We start from the raw sequence: 19,929 nt of genomic DNA on the forward strand, positions 1-19,929 counted from the left end.
ACATACTACAAAAGCACAATAAATTTTTAAGGGGGAGCTTCATGACACTTTCAAAACAAGAAATCAGTCAGTTAAAACAAAATTTACAGCAGCAGCAGGCTGATATTCAATCGCACTTTGACCAAAATGATCATTTTGGTCTAACTCGAAGCGACGCTCACGATGCTGTAGGAGAACTTTCAAGCTACGATAACCACCCTGGTGACACAGCCACGGAAACATACGAGCGTGAAAAAGACCTTGCACTAAATGAACATGCAAAACAAGAGCTACATGAAATAGAAGAAGCACTTCAGGCAATCGCTCACAGCACGTATGGAACATGCAAAGTATGCGGAGCAGATATCTCGTTTGAAAGACTTCAGGCTGTACCGACTACTTTATACTGTAGAGAACATAGCCCATCACAGGATATTCCAAAGCACAGACCTGTAGAAGAAAATGTTCTCCATCACCCATTTGGTCAATACGACTATGACGATACCGAAACGACAGGATATGACGCAGAAGATTCTTGGCAAGACGTTGCGCGTTACGGGACGTCTGAATCTCCTTCTGATTTTATAGAAGATACGTCTAACTATAGTGAAACCTATATTGAGGCAGATGAAGCCATCGGGTACGTTGAAGATTATGAAAACTTTGCCGCTACCGATTTATATGGACAGCCTCTTCCTATTTACCCTTCAAAAGAGCATGAGCGATACGAAAATGCACTGGATGAAGAAGGTACGATGACCATATTTGGAGATTTACCGGCCTATGAGAAAGATCCATACACTGAAAAGGAGTAGTTCTTCATACTACTCTTTTTTCTATTTTTAGTAGGAGCAATGGGAGATGATATCGAATGAATAGGAGATTAGAATTAATAATGAGGTGAAAATGATGAATGCACATGAAATTGATTATAAATTGTATGGAGATGACATGCAGTTTGTTGAAATTGAATTAGATCCTTCAGAAAGTGTTATAGCAGAAGCTGGAGGAATGATGATGATGGAAGATGATATTGAGATGGAAACCATTTTTGGTGACGGTTCTTCCTCCAACAGCAGCGGGCTTTTTAATAAACTAAAAGGAGCTGGGAAACGCGTATTAACTGGTGAAAGTTTATTTATGACGGTATATACAAATAACGGATATCACAAACGAAAAGTATCTTTCGCTTCACCATTTCCAGGTAAGATTATTCCTGTCGATTTAGAGCAGCTCGATCATAAAATCATTTGTCAAAAAAGCTCCTTTTTATGCGCTGCCAAAGGCGTATCCGTTGGCATTGATTTTCAAAAAAAACTAGGAACGGGCTTCTTTGGCGGTGAAGGTTTTATTATGCAAAAATTAGAAGGTAATGGCTTGGCATTTTTGCATGCAGGCGGCACCATTCATAAAAGACAGCTGCAGCCGGGTGAACGCCTTCGTGTGGATACTGGATGTTTAGTGGCCATGACCCGTGATGTAAACTACAACATCGAATATGTAGGGAAAATTAAAACAGCTCTGTTTGGAGGAGAAGGCATGTTTTTTGCTACTCTGTCAGGACCGGGAACAGTTTGGATTCAATCTCTTCCTTTTAGCCGACTAGCCGATCGCGTTTTATCAAGTGCAGTTTCGCCAACGGGAGGTAAAGGTGAAGGCAGTATCCTTGGTTCTTTAGGTGATTTCTTAAACGGTGACAACAGATAAAATAAAAAAGGTGTAGTCTTTGACTACACCTTTTTTATTTATTGATTTAATAAATTTTTAGTGGAGTGAATTCCCCAAATATCAGATGCATATTCCTCAATCGTTCGATCACTCGAAAAAAAGCCGGAATGTGCAATGTTCGTCGCACTCATTTGAAGCCATTTATTTTCATTTCTATAAGCTTCGTTTACTTTTTGCTGTGCCGTAACGTATGAGTCAAAGTCACGGAGCACATAGTATTCATCATTTTGCATTAATAATGAATCATATATAGGCTCGAATAAGTCATATGTGTCAGGCAGGAAGCCGTTTGTAAGCCGCTCGAGCACTTGTCGAATCCGCTTATCATGATGGTAATAATCATAGGCACGGTATCCTCCATTTTGCTGATAGCTCAACACTTCTTCGGCTTTTAATCCAAAAATAAAGACATTATCTTTTCCTACTGCCTCGCTAATTTCGACGTTCGCTCCGTCCATGGTGCCAAGAGTTAACGCTCCGTTCATCATGAATTTCATATTTCCCGTTCCCGAAGCTTCTTTGCTGGCGGTTGAAATCTGTTCACTGACATCCGCTGCAGGAAAGATATACTCAGCAAGTGACACTCGATAGTTTTCTAAAAAAACGACTTTTAAGAACGGTGATGTTTGTGGATCATGATTGACAACATCAGCTACAGAATTAATTAGCTTGATGACTTTTTTTGCATAATAATAGCCGGGAGAAGCTTTTGCACCAAAAATAAATGTACGAGGAACGATTTGAAAATTAGGGTCTTCTTTTAATCGATTGTACAAATACATAATGTGCAGCACATTTAAAAGCTGTCTTTTATAAGCATGAAGCCTTTTAACCTGTACATCAAAAATAGAATTAGAATCTATTTTAATTCCCGTTTGCTCTTGAATAATATCCGCAAGCAGCTTTTTACGCTGTTGTTTTACTGTTTTTAGTCCTTGTAAAAAGCTTGGATCTTTCACATACTCTTGGAGCTTTATAAGAGAATGCGGCTGTTTAATCCATTTATCTCCTATCACCTCGGTAATAAGGGAGGAAAGCTGCGGGTTAGCTTTTAACAACCAGCGCCGGTGGGTAATTCCATTCGTTTTATTGTTAAATTTAGCAGGATAAAACTGATAAAAATCTTTCATTTCTCGTTCTTTTAAAATATCAGTATGAATCTTTGCCACGCCGTTTACTTTATAACTTCCCACAATTGCTAAATGAGCCATCTTTACTAACCCGTGCGCTAAAATAGCCATATTTTCAATTCGCTGCCAGTCACCTGGATATGATTCCCATAATTCTTTACAAAAACGCTCATTAATTTCTTCAATAATCATATACACGCGTGGAAGCAAGGGTTGAAATAAATCAATCGGCCATTTCTCAAGGGCTTCAGAAAGAGTCGTATGATTTGTGTATGATATGGTATTGGACGTAATATGCCATGCATCTTCCCATTCCATTTTTTCTTCATCCAGTAAAATTCTCATTAGCTCAGGAATCGCAAGTACAGGATGCGTATCGTTAATATGAATGGCTACTTTTTCGTGAAAGTTTGTAAGTGTTTGATAGGTATTTCGATGTGCTCTGATAATACTTTGTAAGCTAGCTGACACAAGAAAATATTGCTGTTTCAATCTTAATATTTTACCATCTTCATGTGTATCATCCGGATATAAAAATTCTGATACAGCCTCTGTTTGACGCTTATACTCCATCACATCTTTATGTACTGGAAATGATGAAGGCTCCGCATTCCAAAGGCGAAGTGTATTCACAGTATCTGTTTTATACCCGATAACCGGGATGTCATAAGGAACAGCAGAGACGGGTTCTCCTTTTACATGACGAAAAGAGAATTTTCCGTCTTCCTGTACCATTTCAACTTCGCCCCAAAAGTTCACTTCTATGGCTTGATCTAATTTGCGTACTTCCCATGAATTCCCATGCCTTAACCACTGTTCTGGGAGCTCAATTTGAAAGCCGTTTACAATCTTTTGATCAAACAAACCGTGTTTATAGCGAATTCCATAACCGTGGCCTGGAAGATTAAGTGAAGCAAGAGAATCTAAAAAACAAGCAGCAAGCCTGCCTAATCCACCGTTCCCTAATCCTGCGTCTACTTCTATTTCCTCAATATTTTCAAGTGAAATATTCAGATCACTTAATCCTTCTTTTACAACTTCCCGAATTCCTAAGTTCAACAGATTTTGACCCAATAGTCTGCCTAATAAAAATTCGATAGAAAGATAATACACTTGCTTTGTATGTGAAGACCTATGAATTTCATTGGTTGAAATCCAATCGCTGCTAATATACTCTCGCACCATATTGCCTAATGTATGATAGTGATCTTGAACAGTAGATTCTTTAAAGCTCTTTCCATATGTCATTTCCAGCTTTTTTAAAAAAGCCTCTTGAAAGCTTTTTTTATCAGAGAACAATCTGCTCACCCTTTCACGATGGAGTAGATGTCAAATTTGAATACAATTGATTATATTTAAATGCCGATTGTCCCCAGCTATAATCCTGACTCATAGCATCCATCATTAATTTTTTCCATACATCTTTCTGGTGATAAAATGAAACAGCTCTTTCTAACGTATGAAGCATGTCGTGAGCATTATAATTCTTAAAAGAGAAGCCATTTCCCTCTCCCCTATATTCATTATAAGCTTTGACCGTGTCATTCAGGCCGCCCGTTTCACGCACGACTGGAATGGTTCCATATTTTAAGGCTATTAATTGTCCGAGTCCGCAAGGCTCAAAACGGGAAGGCATTAAAAATAAATCCGTACCGGCATAAACTTTATGAGCAAGTTCCTCATTAAAACCAATAATGGCTTTTACTTGTTGGGGGTACGTATCTTCCATCTCACGGAAAAACTGCTCAAACTCGTGTTCTCCAGTTCCTAAAATAACAATTTGGGCTCCTAAGTTAACCGTCTCATGGAAAACGTGCTTAACTAAATCCAGCCCCTTCTGCTGAGTTAACCTTGTAACCATCGAAATAATTGGAACATCCTTATTTTCTTCTAATTCAAGATAGCGCTGGAGCTCTTTTTTATTTTTATATTTTCCTTCAATCTCTTCTACCGAATAAGGATAAGATATAAGCTGATCTGCGTCTGGACTATAAGCTTCTTCATCGATTCCATTTACAATCCCAATTAAATCTTGATTTCGCTGACGCAATAATCCATCTAAACTTTCTCCGTAATATGGCATTTGAATTTCATCTCGATATGTAGGACTTACCGTGGTAATTTTATCAGCTGATACAAGCGCAGCTTTCATAAAATTAATATTCCCATAAAACTCGAGCTGGCTTGTAGTAAAATAATAATCATTTAAATTTAATAACTCATATAAATTGCTCTTAGGGAAAATTCCTTGGAATTGCAAGTTATGAATCGTAAAGACCGTCTGAATATGATCATACATATCATAATTAGCACGAAGTAAAAATGGAATCATAGCCGTATGCCAGTCGTGACAATGAATAATATCAGGCTCATTCTCTAAAAATGGGATAGCTTCAAGCACGGCTCTGCTGAAAAAAGCAAATCGTTCAGCGTCATCGTAGTGCCCATATAAGCTATCTCTTTTAAAATAATATTCATTATCAATGAAAATATATTTAACGCCATCCATCGTTAACGATTCAATTCCGCAGTACTGTCTTCTCCACCCAACCTGCACATGAATAACTTTTTCAAGCACCATTTCATCTTGATAATGTTGAGGAATCGTTCCGTACTTTGGCATGACTACACATACGTTCGTTCCTAACTTTTTTAATTCTTTAGGCAGGGCACCAGCTACGTCTGCTAATCCTCCTGTTTTAATAAAAGGTACACATTCTGATACAGCAAATAATACATTCACGACTTCATCAACGCTCCTTGAGTTGTTCCTTTAGCAATGACTCTAGGTAGACCTGACTCACCTAGCAACGTTTCATTACTTCCTATTTTCACATCTTTGTCTAAAACAACATTTTCTAATACACTATTTTCTAAAATAACGCCTTTTTGCATCACAATGCTATTCTTAACGACCGTACCTTTTCCAATTTTAACACCTCGGAAGATAATACTATTTTCCACATGCCCTTCAATCACGCACCCGTTTGCGATCATTGAGTTTTTCACAACCGCTTTTTTTGCGTAACGAGTAGGCGGTTCATCTTTTACTTTAGTGAAAACAGGACGTTCGTTGATAAATAGCTGCTTCCAAACATCTGGAGATAAAATTTCCATACTTGTTTTATAGTAGGCATCTAAGCTAGAAATCTCAGCCGTATATCCATGGTGCTCATACTTTTCTACACGATGAGATTGTGCCATATATCGAACCATTTCTTTAATCGTATAAAAATCATGGGATTCATTTTGCAAAATATTAACTAGAATAGATTTATTAATAATATACATATTAAGCGGTTTATCACCCTGCTTCATTTCAGTAATATCTGCATTTGAAGCAATATGACGTTGCAGCACGTGCTCAAAGTCAACTGTACATATCGTATAACTATTCGCAATTAATACGTATTCCTGCTTACTTCTTAAGAAATAATCAATATGATAACGGAACTGCGTGAATAGTGATGGACTTTCTAAGTGTAAATCACTTGTCATAGGAGGGAAGATAAACAATCCATCTCGCTTCCGATCCAAATCCCACTCTTTTCCTGAACCTATATGATCCATCAATGCGCGATAGCGATCACGAGGAAAAATGGCAACGCTCGAAATTCCAGAGTTCACCATATTAGAAAGCGTAAAATCGATTAATCGATAGCGTCCTGCAAAAGGAATGGCAGCAATCGATCTATAAAAGGTTAAAGGCTGCAGCGCTGTTGTGTTTGTACAAGCATCAATAATACCAAGCATTTGATTATTCAATGTCGTTCATCCTCTCTGTTCGTTAAATGCATTTAGCAACTGATTCAATCAATTCTTGAGTAACAAGAATTACTTCTTCGCTTCCTTTGGTCGGTCGAATAATAGTACCGTCTGGAACTTCAATGTCCGATGGAACAATTGCGTTTTCAATATATACGTTAGAACCTATCTTTGCAGTAGGCATGACAACCGTTTTCTTGATCTCAGAACCTGAGCCGATTTGTACACCTGGAAATAACACGGACTGCTCTACGTTTCCTTCAACAACGCACCCTTCATTTACTAATGACTCCACCACGCAGGCGTTTGGCGCGATATATTGAGGAGGCTGATTAGGGTTAACAGAGTATACTTTCCATGAAGAGTCAAATAAATTAAGCTCGTCTTTATCACATAACAAATCCATATTCGCTTCCCACAAGCTTTTTACAGTTCCTACATCTTTCCAATAACCTTGGAATGGGTATGCAATTAGCTTTTTCTTTTCATCTAGTAAAAGCGGAATAACATCTTTACCAAAATCATGGCTTGAATATGGATTGCGTGCATCCATTTCTAAATATTCTTTTAAAATACTCCATTTAAAAATATAAATCCCCATGGAAGCTAGATTGTTTTTAGGACGCTGAGGCTTTTCATCGAACTCCATTACGTCTAGGTCACTATTTGTATTTAAAATACCAAAACGGCTCGCTTCCTCCCAAGGTACTTCAACAACAGAAATCGTTACGTCTGCTTCTTTGTTTATATGATAATCAAGCATATTTTCATAGTTCATTTTATAAATGTGATCACCTGATAGAATCAGTACGTACTCAGGATCATATTGTGTTAAATAGTTTAAATTTTCATAAATAGCACTAGCCGTCCCTTTATACCACTTTACTCCATCTGACTCCGCGTATGGAGGCAATACCGTGACGCCACCATTCCGTCGGTCCAAATCCCAAGCGCTTCCAATTCCAATGTATGAATTGAGAACTAGCGGTTGGTATTGTGTTAACACACCTACTGTTTCAATACCTGAATTTGTACAATTACTTAAAGCAAAATCAATAATTCGATACTTACCACCAAATGGTACAGCTGGCTTTGCTAGATTTTTTGTAAGTGAACTTAGCCGACTACCTTTTCCTCCTGCCAATAACATCGCTACGCATTTCTTTTTTAACATGTTGTTTTCTCTCCCCTCGTTTTCTCTTTGCTCGTAGTATACTAATGCCAAACGGCGGAATATTCATTTCAATGCAAAAAGGTTGGCCGTGAAACGATTCACCCACTGATTTTAATGCCTTTTTATTTACAATGCCTGAACCGCCGTACACTTCGTCATCACTGTTAATAACTTCAATGTACTCTGTCTCAACTGGAACTCCAACTTTGTAAGAATGATATGGATGCTCAGAAAAATTGCTAACAACTATAAAAATCTCCTGATTTTCTTTCGACTTACGAATAAAAGAGAAAATTTGTTGATGATGGTTGTTAACATCAATCCATTCAAATCCATCTGGATTATGGTCTAATTCATATAAAGGCTTGCTTCTCTTATAAATCTTGATGAGATCTTTCATATATCCGTTAAGATTGCGATGCATGTCAAAGTCATAAAGCATCCAATCCAACTCCTCTAAATCTTTCCACTCATCAAATTGCCCAAACTCTCCGCCCATAAATAAAAGCTTTTTCCCAGGGTGTGCAAAGAAATATCCATATAGCAGTCGAAGCTGTGCAAACTTGCGCCAGTAATCACCTGGCATTTTATTAAGTAATGATTTTTTCCCATGTACGACTTCATCATGAGAAAGCGGCAAAATAAAGTTTTCGTTAAACGCATACATTAGTGAAAAGGTCATTTTATCGTGAAGATAGGGACGTCTTTCCACGCCAGCTTCCATGTATGTTAAAACGTCATTCATCCATCCCATGTTCCACTTATAATTAAAGCCTAAACCGCCCTCATACGTAGGTGCTGTAACAAGCGGCCAGTCCGTTGAATCTTCTGCCATCATTAATATCGTTTCATCAGATTCAAAAACAGCTTCGTTCAACTTTTTCAAGAAGCTGACAGCTCCATCATTCACTGCTTTTCCAGAAGAATTTTGCCAATAAAGCATATTAGCTACAGCATCTACTCGAAATCCATCTATATGGAAGTACTCCAACCAAAACAAAGCGTTCGAAATCAGAAAACTTTGTACTTCAGGCTTTCCTAAATCGAAATTAGCTGTTCCCCAAACGTAGTTTTCACGATCGGGTTCTTGTTTGTATTCATAAGTAGGTTCTCCATCGAACATATACAGACCATGTTCATCCTTACAAAAATGCCCGGGTACCCAGTCTAAAAGAACCCCTATATTGTTTTGATGACACTCATCTATAAAGTTCATCAACTCTTTAGGTGTACCGTATCGACTGGTAGCAGAATAGTATCCAATTCCTTGATATCCCCAGGATCGGTCGAGCGGATGCTCAATGACTGGTAATAACTCAATATGTGTAAAACCTTGTTCAGCAATATAAGGAATAAGCTCCTGTGCTAATTCACTGTATGTATAAAGGCTGCCATCTTCATGAGTCCTCCAAGACCCTGCATGCAGCTCGTAAATACACAGTGGTCTTTCATATATATTTTGCTGTTTTTTCTTTCTACGCCAATATTGGTCGTTCCATTTGTAGCCATCCAATGAGTAAACAATAGACGCAGTGTTTGGACGCACTTCACTGAAGAAAGCGTATGGATCTGCTTTTAATTTTTTTTGATTGCTTTGTGTGATGATTTCATATTTATAAATAGTCCCTTGTTCTAATTCAGGGATAAATGTCATCCAAATACCTTCTTCATTAACTTTAACCATTGAATGTTGAAAACCGTTCCATTTATTAAAATCACCTACAACGCTTACACCCTTTGCATGAGGTGCCCACACGCAAAATCGTACGCCTTCAATTCCTTCTACCGTTACCTGATGCGCACCGAAAATAGAGTAACTGCGAAATAAGTTTCCTTCGTGATACAAATGAACATCAAATTCAGTAGGCTGAACCGCTAGATTCACTTTTGCCACCCCTTTAACTTCAAACATAATATACGCACATAATATACGCTTCTTACCACTCATTCCCTTTTACAGTAAAAACATAAACCTTTTCTACAAATATAATAGAATAAATGTTCTTTTAAATTACTCTTTATCCCATACTCTTCATACTTTATTACTTTATGAATAATTCCATATGATATAGGGAAAATCCTGCTTAAAACTTACTTTTTATTCTGAAAATTCATGGTAATTATTCCTAACTATTATTTCTGTTTACTTAATCTTTAAAAAAGCGCAAATAAAAAAGGTTTGCATGTATGCAAACCTTTTTGAGATGACCCGTACGGGATTCGAACCCGTGTTACCGCCGTGAAAGGGCGGTGTCTTAACCGCTTGACCAACGGGCCATATTTAAATTTAAAACGACTGGCGGAGAAGGAGGGATTTGAACCCTCGCGCCGCTTACACGACCTACACCCTTAGCAGGGGCGCCTCTTCAGCCACTTGAGTACTTCTCCATATGGCTCCACAGGTAGGACTCGAACCTACGACCGATCGGTTAACAGCCGATAGCTCTACCACTGAGCTACTGTGGAATATGGTGGGCCTAAGTGGACTCGAACCACCGACCTCACGCTTATCAGGCGTGCGCTCTAACCAGCTGAGCTATAGGCCCTTCATTTGGAGCGGGTGATGAGAATCGAACTCACGACATCAGCTTGGAAGGCTGAGGTTTTACCACTAAACTACACCCGCGTTACTTAAGATGGGGCGACTGATGGGAATCGAACCCACGAATGCCGGAACCACAATCCGGTGCGTTAACCACTTCGCCACAATCGCCGTCTTAAAATGGTGGCTCGGGACGGAATCGAACCGCCGACACAAGGATTTTCAGTCCTTTGCTCTACCAACTGAGCTACCGAGCCAAACAAAATGGCGGTCCCGACGGGAATCGAACCCGCGATCTCCTGCGTGACAGGCAGGCATGTTAACCGCTACACCACGGGACCACTTTGGTTGCGGGGACAGGATTTGAACCTGCGACCTTCGGGTTATGAGCCCGACGAGCTACCGAACTGCTCCACCCCGCGATGATATGAATATGATATAAATAAATGGCGGAGGAAGAGGGATTCGAACCCCCGCGGGCTTTAACACCCCTGTCGGTTTTCAAGACCGATCCCTTCAGCCGGACTTGGGTATTCCTCCGTATATTTATAACAAATGTAACTTATATGGTAGCGGCGGAGGGAGTCGAACCCACGACCTCACGGGTATGAACCGTACGCTCTAGCCAGCTGAGCTACACCGCCATATTATTCGTTACAATTATTCAGTTTAATTGGTGGAGCCTAGCGGGATCGAACCGCTGACCTCCTGCGTGCAAGGCAGGCGCTCTCCCAGCTGAGCTAAGGCCCCTTAAATGGTCGGGAAGACAGGATTCGAACCTGCGACCCCTTGGTCCCAAACCAAGTGCTCTACCAAGCTGAGCTACTTCCCGTTTATGGCGCGCCCGAGAGGAGTCGAACCCCTAACCTTTTGATCCGTAGTCAAACGCTCTATCCAATTGAGCTACGGGCGCTTATTAAAATGGTGCCGAGGGCCGGACTTGAACCGGCACGGTAGTCACCTACCGCAGGATTTTAAGTCCTGTGTGTCTGCCAATTCCACCACCCCGGCAGGACTTATATATGTGGAGCGGAAGACGAGGTTCGAACTCGCGACCCCCACCTTGGCAAGGTGGTGTTCTACCACTGAACTACTTCCGCGCATATATGAAATTAATGAAAGATGCGGGTGAAGGGACTTGAACCCCCACGTCGTAAGACACTAGATCCTAAGTCTAGCGCGTCTGCCAATTCCGCCACACCCGCGTGTGAATATAAATGGTGAGCCATGAAGGACTCGAACCTTCGACCCTCTGATTAAAAGTCAGATGCTCTACCAACTGAGCTAATGGCTCGAAAAAAATGGTGCCGGCAAGAGGACTTGAACCCCCAACCTACTGATTACAAGTCAGTTGCTCTACCAATTGAGCTACACCGGCGTGCAATCTCTGACTTAAATAGTCGATGGTGGAGGATGACGGGATCGAACCGCCGACCCCCTGCTTGTAAGGCAGGTGCTCTCCCAGCTGAGCTAATCCTCCGATATATAAGCCTGGCAACGTCCTACTCTCACAGGGACAAAGTCCCAACTACCATTGGCGCTAAAGAGCTTAACTTCCGTGTTCGGTATGGGAACGGGTGTGACCTCTTCGCTATCGCCACCAGACATATTATATTATACACTATTTTATAAAGAAAGCAATACTTTTTTTCGAAAGATTTATTCTTTCAAAACTAGATAACAGCTTGCTGAGTAAAGCTTACGCTTTTAAAGTTTGGTTAAGTCCTCGATCGATTAGTATCAGTCAGCTACACATGTCGCCACGCTTCCACCTCTGACCTATCAACCTGATCATCTTTCAGGGATCTTACTAGCTTGCGCTATGGGAAATCTCATCTTGAGGGGGGCTTCATGCTTAGATGCTTTCAGCACTTATCCCGTCCACACATAGCTACCCAGCGATGCCTTTGGCAAGACAACTGGTACACCAGCGGTGTGTCCATCCCGGTCCTCTCGTACTAAGGACAGCTCCTCTCAAATTTCCTACGCCCACGACGGATAGGGACCGAACTGTCTCACGACGTTCTGAACCCAGCTCGCGTACCGCTTTAATGGGCGAACAGCCCAACCCTTGGGACCGACTACAGCCCCAGGATGCGATGAGCCGACATCGAGGTGCCAAACCTCCCCGTCGATGTGGACTCTTGGGGGAGATAAGCCTGTTATCCCCGGGGTAGCTTTTATCCGTTGAGCGATGGCCCTTCCATGCGGAACCACCGGATCACTAAGCCCGACTTTCGTCCCTGCTCGACTTGTAGGTCTCGCAGTCAAGCTCCCTTGTGCCTTTACACTCTACGAATGATTTCCAACCATTCTGAGGGAACCTTTGGGCGCCTCCGTTACATTTTAGGAGGCGACCGCCCCAGTCAAACTGCCCACCTGACACTGTCTCCCGGCCCGATCAGGGCCGCGGGTTAGAATTTCAATACAGCCAGGGTAGTATCCCACCGACGCCTCCACCGAAGCTAGCGCTCCGGCTTCTCAGGCTCCTACCTATCCTGTACAAGCTGTACCAAAATTCAATATCAGGCTACAGTAAAGCTCCACGGGGTCTTTCCGTCCTGTCGCGGGTAACCTGCATCTTCACAGGTACTATAATTTCACCGAGTCTCTCGTTGAGACAGTGCCCAGATCGTTACGCCTTTCGTGCGGGTCGGAACTTACCCGACAAGGAATTTCGCTACCTTAGGACCGTTATAGTTACGGCCGCCGTTTACTGGGGCTTCGATTCAGAGCTTCTCCCAAAGGATAACCCCTCCTCTTAACCTTCCAGCACCGGGCAGGCGTCAGCCCCTATACTTCGCCTTGCGGCTTCGCAGAGACCTGTGTTTTTGCTAAACAGTCGCCTGGGCCTATTCACTGCGGCTCTCTCGGGCTATACACCCTACCAGAGCACCCCTTCTCCCGAAGTTACGGGGTCATTTTGCCGAGTTCCTTAACGAGAGTTCTCTCGATCACCTTAGGATTCTCTCCTCGCCTACCTGTGTCGGTTTGCGGTACGGGCACCTCCCGCCTCGCTAGAGGCTTTTCTTGGCAGTGTGGAATCAGGAACTTCGGTACTATAATTCCCTCGTCATCACAGCTCAGCCTTTATGATGAGCGGATTTGCCTACTCATCAGCCTAACTGCTTGAACGCGCATATCCAGCAGCGCGCTTACCCTATCCTACTGCGTCCCCCCATTACTCAAACGGCGGGGAGGTGGTACAGGAATATCAACCTGTTGGCCATCGCCTACGCTTTTCAGCCTCGGCTTAGGTCCCGACTAACCCTGAGCGGACGAGCCTTCCTCAGGAAACCTTAGGCATTCGGTGGACAAGATTCTCACTTGTCTTTCGCTACTCATACCGGCATTCTCACTTCTAAGCGCTCCACCAGTCCTTACGGTCTGACTTCACTGCACTTAGAACGCTCTCCTACCACTGACATCAAAGATGTCAATCCACAGCTTCGGTGATACGTTTAGCCCCGGTACATTTTCGGCGCAGAGTCACTCGACCAGTGAGCTATTACGCACTCTTTAAATGGTGGCTGCTTCTAAGCCAACATCCTGGTTGTCTAAGCAACTCCACATCCTTTTCCACTTAACGTATACTTGGGGACCTTAGCTGGTGGTCTGGGCTGTTTCCCTTTTGACTACGGATCTTATCACTCGCAGTCTGACTCCCATGGATAAGTCTTTGGCATTCGGAGTTTGACTGAATTCGGTAACCCGTTGGGGGCCCCTAGTCCAATCAGTGCTCTACCTCCAAGACTCTCACAACATGAGGCTAGCCCTAAAGCTATTTCGGAGAGAACCAGCTATCTCCAGGTTCGATTGGAATTTCTCCGCTACCCACACCTCATCCCCGCACTTTTCAACGTGCGTGGGTTCGGGCCTCCATTCAGTGTTACCTGAACTTCACCCTGGACATGGGTAGATCACCTGGTTTCGGGTCTACAACCACATACTAAACGCCCTATTCAGACTCGCTTTCGCTACGGCTCCGCCTTATCAGCTTAACCTTGCATGGGATCGTAACTCGCCGGTTCATTCTACAAAAGGCACGCCATCACCCGTTAACGGGCTCTGACTACTTGTAGGCACACGGTTTCAGGATCTCTTTCACTCCCCTTCCGGGGTGCTTTTCACCTTTCCCTCACGGTACTGGTTCACTATCGGTCACTAGGTAGTATTTAGCCTTGGGAGATGGTCCTCCCAGCTTCCGACGGAATTTCACGTGTTCCGCCGTACTCAGGATCCACTCAAGAGGGAACGAAGTTTCAACTACAGGGTTGTTACCTTCTTCGACGGACCTTTCCAGGTCGCTTCATTTACTTCGTTCCTTTGTAACTCCGTATAGAGTGTCCTACAACCCCAAGAGGCAAGCCTCTTGGTTTGGGCTAATTCCGTTTCGCTCGCCGCTACTCAGGAAATCGCATTTGCTTTCTCTTCCTCCGGGTACTTAGATGTTTCAGTTCCCCGGGTCTGCCTTCAATATCCTATGTATTCAGATAAAGATACTGTTCCATTACGAACAGTGGGTTTCCCCATTCGGAAATCTCCGGATCAAAGCTCACTTACAGCTCCCCGAAGCATATCGGTGTTAGTCCCGTCCTTCATCGGCTCCTAGTGCCAAGGCATTCACCGTGCGCCCTTTCTAACTTAACCATTAGCGAATAAATGGTACAACATATTGTTGTGTTATTTATTGGTTTGATTAAAGAAAAGTTTCACTTTTCCTCAGCAATTACTGTTATCTAGTTTTCAAAGAACAATCGCAACCAAAATTCTTCTTATCTAATAAGAAGAAAGTAGTGTGCTTTCTATAATTGAGAGATTGAACTCTCAAAACTGAACAAAGTGTCAAAACGTACGTCATGTAAAAATCCTTAGAAAGGAGGTGATCCAGCCGCACCTTCCGATACGGCTACCTTGTTACGACTTCACCCCAATCATCTGTCCCACCTTAGGCGGCTAGCTCCTTACGGTTACTCCACCGACTTCGGGTGTTACAAACTCTCGTGGTGTGACGGGCGGTGTGTACAAGGCCCGGGAACGTATTCACCGCGGCATGCTGATCCGCGATTACTAGCGATTCCAGCTTCATGTAGGCGAGTTGCAGCCTACAATCCGAACTGAGAATGGTTTTATGGGATTGGCTTGACCTCGCGGTCTTGCAGCCCTTTGTACCATCCATTGTAGCACGTGTGTAGCCCAGGTCATAAGGGGCATGATGATTTGACGTCATCCCCACCTTCCTCCGGTTTGTCACCGGCAGTCACCTTAGAGTGCCCAACTAAATGCTGGCAACTAAGATCAAGGGTTGCGCTCGTTGCGGGACTTAACCCAACATCTCACGACACGAGCTGACGACAACCATGCACCACCTGTCACTCTGTCCCCCGAAGGGGAACGCTCTATCTCTAGAGTTGTCAGAGGATGTCAAGACCTGGTAAGGTTCTTCGCGTTGCTTCGAATTAAACCACATGCTCCACCGCTTGTGCGGGCCCCCGTCAATTCCTTTGAGTTTCAGTCTTGCGACCGTACTCCCCAGGCGGAGTGCTTAATGCGTTAGCTGCAGCACTAAAGGGCGGAAACCCTCTAACACTTAGCACTCATCGTTTACGGCGTGGACTACCAGGGTATCTAATCCTGTTTGCTCCCCACGCTTTCGCGCCTCAGCGTCAGTTACAGACCAAAAAGCCGCCTTCGCCACTGGTGTTCCTCCACATCTCTACGCATTTCACCGCTACACGTGGAATTCCGCTTTTCTCTTCTGCACTCAAGTTCCCCAGTTTCCAATGACCCTCCACGGTTGAGCCGTGGGCTTTCACATCAGACTTAAGAAACCGCCTGCGCGCGCTTTACGCCCAATAATTCCGGATAACGCTTGCCACCTACGTATTACCGCGGCTGCTGGCACGTAGTTAGCCGTGGCTTTCTGGTTAGGTACCGTCAAGGTACGAGCAGTTACTCTCGTACTTGTTCTTCCCTAACAACAGAGTTTTACGACCCGAAAGCCTTCATCACTCACGCGGCGTTGCTCCGTCAGACTTTCGTCCATTGCGGAAGATTCCCTACTGCTGCCTCCCGTAGGAGTCTGGGCCGTGTCTCAGTCCCAGTGTGGCCGATCACCCTCTCAGGTCGGCTATGCATCGTTGCCTTGGTGAGCCGTTACCTCACCAACTAGCTAATGCACCGCGGGCCCATCTGTAAGTGATAGCCGAAACCATCTTTCAATCATCTCCCATGAAGGAGAAGATCCTATCCGGTATTAGCTTCGGTTTCCCGAAGTTATCCCAGTCTTACAGGCAGGTTGCCCACGTGTTACTCACCCGTCCGCCGCTAACGTCATAGAAGCAAGCTTCTAATCAGTTCGCTCGACTTGCATGTATTAGGCACGCCGCCAGCGTTCATCCTGAGCCAGGATCAAACTCTCCGAAGAAATGTTTGACTTGCTCATTTAAAAAATAAAAATTAACGTTGACGTTTGTCGCTTTGTTCAGTTTTCAAAGTTCAACCGCCGCTCTTAAGCGACTTTACTATCATAACAAGTTGAAACCTAGTTGTCAACAAGTTTTTTTATTTGTTTATCACTTCGATGTTTGCTTTAGCAGTTCATCTTAGCGACATTTAATAATATACCACGCCTTCTTTTATTGTGCAATAGTTTTTCGATATATTTTTAAAAACTATTTTCTTGCAAACGAAACGTTAGCCAATTAATAGATACTAGCATATCTAGAGCCATACTAGCATAATGTCTATTAAATCCTTATCCGCCAAGGAGGCGTTCACTTGGATACCTTAATTGCAGCTGCACTCTATTTGTCCTTTTGTATGTCTATTCTCTTAATTTCACTTGCTTATTGGGAATCAATTCAAATGTCTAATAAAGAAGGCAAAGTCAACGGCCTTTCATTTATTTCACTTTCAACATTCAGCATGATTTTTTGTTTGTTTACTTCATATTTTTATACCATTCTTTATTAACATGCGTTGTCTTCTTATAACAGGGAGACATTTCTTTATTTTATTACAATATTCGCATTCCGTATACTTACTTGTTGAAATCAATGTGATAAATCTAGTTCCTTCCCTTTCCTATATGCAGTGTAAAGTGAAGGAATTTGTCGAATGATTTTTTGGAACACTTCCTTTAAATTTGATAAACTACTTTTAGAAAACGCTTTCATATATACTTTAACATTATTCAAGGAGGAAACCAAATGAAACCATTGCTTGAATTAACGGTTGGAGAACTTTTAAAAGAAAGTACAAAAAAGTTTGGGCATCAAGAAGCGGTTATCTACTCTGAACAAAATATTCGCTATACGTACGCGGAATTTTATCAAGAAACCTCTCGAGTTGCAAAGGCACTTCTAGCCACCGGTCTCAAAAAAGGCGACCATATCGCTATCTGGGCTACCAATGTGCCGGAATGGTTACTTCTTCAATTCGCAGCAGCTAGAATAGGCGCTGTTTTGGTTACCCTTAATACAAGTTATCAATCCTCTGAATTAGAGTATGTATTGAGTCATTCTGATACAACAGCGCTATTTTTCATTGATGAATTTAAAAGCACTTCTTATACGTCTATTATCACCAGTATTGAACATAATCTTTCCAAACTAAAACATCTTATAAACTTAAGTGGATCAAGCGAACATACATCTTGGAACGAGTTTTTAATGAGTAGCTTAATGGTATCGGATGAGGTTCTCGATAAGCATGAACAATCCCTACATATCCATGATGTTATCAATATGCAATATACTTCCGGAACAACAGGTTTTCCAAAAGGAGTTATGCTCAGTCACCATAATATAGTAAATAACGGCTTTTTAGTTGCTCAGTCTATGAAACTGACTAACGAAGACCGCTTATGCATCCCAGTTCCTTTCTTTCATTGCTTCGGATGTGTGCTGGGTGTTCTAGCATGCGTATCTGTAGGTGCTACTATGCTACCGATTATTGAATTTCAACCTGCCTCTGTTTTACGCACCGTAGAGAACGAAAAATGTACAGCTCTTCACGGTGTACCAACTATGTTTATTGCGGAATTAAATACGTTTGACTTTCATCAATATGATTTATCTACTCTTCGCACAGGAATCATGGCTGGTTCTAATTGTCCAGCAGAAGTAATGAAACGAGTCATACATGACATGGGCATCAATGAAATTACGATCGCCTATGGTCAAACCGAAACATCTCCTGTAATCACCCAAACAACCCCAACTGATTCTATCGAGCGGCGAGTACAAACGGTTGGCAAAGTTCATAATCATGTACAGATTCAAATTATTAATCCAGTTACAGGTAAACCAGCTTCTTTCGGAGAACAAGGAGAACTTTGTGCAAAGGGATATTTAACAATGAAAGGATATTACAAAATGCCGGAAGAAACAGAAAAAACAATTGTAGAAGGTTGGCTACATACAGGAGATTTAGCTACCATCGATAAAGATGGCTATGTAAAAATTACAGGACGTCTAAAAGATATGATTATTAGAGGCGGAGAAAATATTTACCCAAGAGAAATTGAAGAGTTTTTATATAGAATACCCGAGGTAGAAGATGTGCAAATTGTCGGTATTCCTGATCCAAAGTATGGAGAACGAGTTGCTGCATGCATTAAACTCAAGCAACATTCTTTTCTTACCGCTCAAGAAATCAAAGACTTTTGCAAAGGTAAGCTTGCTCATTTCAAAATTCCGGAACATATTTATTTTATAGACGACTTTCCCATGACGGCATCCGGCAAGATTCAAAAATATAAATTAAAAGAAAAGATCGTAGCGCTTTATAAATAATCAGATTTTTTTGAATTCCACCTGTCATTATGAAGAAAAGTTTACTATACTGATACATATCTGTTTTTCTTCTTTCATACAGATATAAACAACAATGTTTATTGAAATAGGTGAAAATAATGGAAAATGAAATGTTGCTCAAATTAGGTATTTCCGCTGTACTTGGTCTTATTATTGGAATTGAAAGGGAACTAAAACGAAAGCCTGTTGGTTTAAAAACATCTCTCGTAATTTCCATTATTAGCTGTTTACTCACGATTGTTTCGATTGAGTCTTCTCAAATCTTTAATAAAGGTGATCACATCACAATGGACCCGCTTCGTCTGGCCGCTCAAATTGTTTCTGGAATTGGTTTTTTAGGGGCCGGTGTCATTTTACGAAAAGAAAATGACAGCATCTCAGGGCTTACAACAGCGGCTATTATCTGGGGAGCAGCAGGTATAGGCATTGCTGTAGGTGCAGGGTTTTATCCTGAAGCTATTACCGGAGTTGTACTGCTCATCATCAGCGTTGAACTTCTTCCCTTCCTTATTACTATTTTGGGGCCTAGGCAACTGCGCGAGAAAGAGCTTATTCTTCAACTCAAGCTGGCGGATAAGCACAATATCTTTGATACAACTAATAGCATTAGAGAAAAGAATATTACAATTAAAAATATTCGAATCAAAGATTTAGACACCAATGAATTGTATATACGAATGAAAGTGTCAGTTAATAACCAGCGCCCTACTACAGAAGTGTATTACGAAATTCAAAAAATCAGCGGTATTCGAAGCATTGAAGTTGAAAATGTATAAATAAAAAACGGCCAAT

At 42.1% G+C, this 19,929-nt stretch carries 10 protein-coding genes, 20 tRNA genes and 3 rRNA genes; 5 read left to right on the forward strand and 28 right to left on the reverse strand.

Annotated features, from left to right (window positions below):
* Positions 1–41: 41 nt before the first annotated feature.
* On the forward strand, positions 42–794 hold the full coding sequence (locus MKY06_RS24905; RefSeq protein ID WP_013059568.1) for a TraR/DksA C4-type zinc finger protein: 753 nt from the start codon (positions 42–44) through the stop codon (positions 792–794).
* A gap of 94 nt (positions 795–888) precedes the next feature.
* Entirely contained in the window at positions 889–1,686 is a 798-nt protein-coding gene (locus tag MKY06_RS24910) for a TIGR00266 family protein (protein WP_013059569.1), read from the forward strand.
* Positions 1,687–1,724: 38 nt separating this feature from the next.
* On the opposite strand, the gene MKY06_RS24915 is transcribed toward MKY06_RS24910, so the two are convergent.
* The 28 genes from MKY06_RS24915 to MKY06_RS25050 form a co-directional block, all read right to left on the reverse strand.
* Positions 1,725–4,136, reverse strand: coding sequence for a glycogen/starch/alpha-glucan phosphorylase (locus MKY06_RS24915; protein WP_025601709.1), 2,412 nt, complete (start codon positions 4,134–4,136; stop codon positions 1,725–1,727).
* A gap of 13 nt (positions 4,137–4,149) precedes the next feature.
* Positions 4,150–5,580: a glycogen synthase GlgA gene (glgA, locus tag MKY06_RS24920; RefSeq protein WP_013059571.1), complete on the reverse strand. Its 1,431-nt coding sequence runs from the start codon at positions 5,578–5,580 to the stop codon at positions 4,150–4,152.
* Positions 5,577–6,602 carry a glucose-1-phosphate adenylyltransferase family protein gene (locus tag MKY06_RS24925; RefSeq protein WP_025601712.1) on the reverse strand — a complete coding sequence of 342 codons (1,026 nt, stop codon included), beginning with the start codon at positions 6,600–6,602 and terminating at the stop codon, positions 5,577–5,579. Before MKY06_RS24925 ends, glgA begins: the two co-directional genes overlap by 4 nt.
* A 22-nt stretch (positions 6,603–6,624) precedes the next feature.
* Complete coding sequence (locus tag MKY06_RS24930; protein WP_025601713.1) at positions 6,625–7,776, reverse strand: glucose-1-phosphate adenylyltransferase; 1,152 nt, start codon at positions 7,774–7,776, stop codon at positions 6,625–6,627.
* Complete coding sequence (gene glgB, locus MKY06_RS24935) at positions 7,727–9,688, reverse strand: 1,4-alpha-glucan branching protein GlgB (protein ID WP_035438693.1); 1,962 nt, start codon at positions 9,686–9,688, stop codon at positions 7,727–7,729. Before glgB ends, MKY06_RS24930 begins: the two co-directional genes overlap by 50 nt.
* 293 nt (positions 9,689–9,981) lie before the next feature.
* Positions 9,982–10,053, reverse strand: a tRNA-Glu gene (locus MKY06_RS24940).
* Positions 10,054–10,073: 20 nt separating this feature from the next.
* Positions 10,074–10,164 (reverse strand) — tRNA-Ser (locus MKY06_RS24945).
* A 3-nt stretch (positions 10,165–10,167) separates the two neighbouring features.
* Positions 10,168–10,242 (reverse strand) — tRNA-Asn (locus MKY06_RS24950).
* Between the two features lie 3 nt (positions 10,243–10,245).
* A tRNA-Ile gene (locus MKY06_RS24955) sits at positions 10,246–10,322 on the reverse strand.
* 6 nt (positions 10,323–10,328) lie between these two features.
* A tRNA-Gly gene (locus tag MKY06_RS24960) sits at positions 10,329–10,402 on the reverse strand.
* Positions 10,403–10,413: 11 nt separating this feature from the next.
* Positions 10,414–10,489 (reverse strand) — tRNA-His (locus tag MKY06_RS24965).
* 10 nt (positions 10,490–10,499) lie between these two features.
* Positions 10,500–10,575: transfer RNA gene (locus tag MKY06_RS24970), tRNA-Phe, on the reverse strand.
* 8 nt (positions 10,576–10,583) lie between these two features.
* Positions 10,584–10,659 (reverse strand) — tRNA-Asp (locus MKY06_RS24975).
* A 4-nt stretch (positions 10,660–10,663) separates the two neighbouring features.
* Positions 10,664–10,740 (reverse strand) — tRNA-Met (locus tag MKY06_RS24980).
* A gap of 25 nt (positions 10,741–10,765) precedes the next feature.
* Positions 10,766–10,858: transfer RNA gene (locus tag MKY06_RS24985), tRNA-Ser, on the reverse strand.
* 27 nt (positions 10,859–10,885) lie between these two features.
* Positions 10,886–10,962, reverse strand: a tRNA-Met gene (locus MKY06_RS24990).
* A gap of 30 nt (positions 10,963–10,992) precedes the next feature.
* Positions 10,993–11,068 (reverse strand) — tRNA-Ala (locus tag MKY06_RS24995).
* 5 nt (positions 11,069–11,073) lie between these two features.
* Positions 11,074–11,150, reverse strand: a tRNA-Pro gene (locus tag MKY06_RS25000).
* 4 nt (positions 11,151–11,154) lie between these two features.
* Positions 11,155–11,231: transfer RNA gene (locus MKY06_RS25005), tRNA-Arg, on the reverse strand.
* Positions 11,232–11,240: 9 nt separating this feature from the next.
* Positions 11,241–11,329 (reverse strand) — tRNA-Leu (locus tag MKY06_RS25010).
* Between the two features lie 14 nt (positions 11,330–11,343).
* Positions 11,344–11,418 (reverse strand) — tRNA-Gly (locus MKY06_RS25015).
* Between the two features lie 23 nt (positions 11,419–11,441).
* Positions 11,442–11,523: transfer RNA gene (locus MKY06_RS25020), tRNA-Leu, on the reverse strand.
* Between the two features lie 13 nt (positions 11,524–11,536).
* Positions 11,537–11,612: transfer RNA gene (locus tag MKY06_RS25025), tRNA-Lys, on the reverse strand.
* Positions 11,613–11,620: 8 nt separating this feature from the next.
* Positions 11,621–11,696, reverse strand: a tRNA-Thr gene (locus MKY06_RS25030).
* Between the two features lie 26 nt (positions 11,697–11,722).
* Positions 11,723–11,798: transfer RNA gene (locus MKY06_RS25035), tRNA-Val, on the reverse strand.
* Positions 11,799–11,807: 9 nt separating this feature from the next.
* Positions 11,808–11,923: ribosomal RNA gene (gene rrf / locus MKY06_RS25040) — 5S ribosomal RNA — on the reverse strand.
* 109 nt (positions 11,924–12,032) lie between these two features.
* Positions 12,033–14,968 (reverse strand): 23S ribosomal RNA (locus MKY06_RS25045).
* A gap of 225 nt (positions 14,969–15,193) precedes the next feature.
* Positions 15,194–16,745 (reverse strand): 16S ribosomal RNA (locus MKY06_RS25050).
* Together the 16S, 23S and 5S rRNA genes with 20 tRNA genes alongside form the textbook arrangement of a ribosomal RNA operon.
* A gap of 353 nt (positions 16,746–17,098) precedes the next feature.
* Here MKY06_RS25050 and MKY06_RS25055 point away from each other — a divergent pair.
* From MKY06_RS25055 to MKY06_RS25065, 3 genes are all read left to right on the forward strand, one after another.
* Positions 17,099–17,293, forward strand: coding sequence for a hypothetical protein (locus MKY06_RS25055; RefSeq protein WP_013059575.1), 195 nt, complete (start codon positions 17,099–17,101; stop codon positions 17,291–17,293).
* 236 nt (positions 17,294–17,529) lie between these two features.
* Positions 17,530–19,116, forward strand: a complete 1,587-nt coding sequence (locus tag MKY06_RS25060) for an AMP-binding protein (protein WP_025601290.1) — start codon at positions 17,530–17,532, stop codon at positions 19,114–19,116.
* Positions 19,117–19,235: 119 nt separating this feature from the next.
* Positions 19,236–19,913, forward strand: coding sequence for an MgtC/SapB family protein (locus MKY06_RS25065; protein WP_013059577.1), 678 nt, complete (start codon positions 19,236–19,238; stop codon positions 19,911–19,913).
* Positions 19,914–19,929 lie beyond the last annotated feature (16 nt).

Origin of the sequence: Priestia sp. FSL P4-0332 (assembly GCF_038005845.1) — a bacterium.
Classification (GTDB): domain Bacteria; phylum Bacillota; class Bacilli; order Bacillales; family Bacillaceae_H; genus Priestia.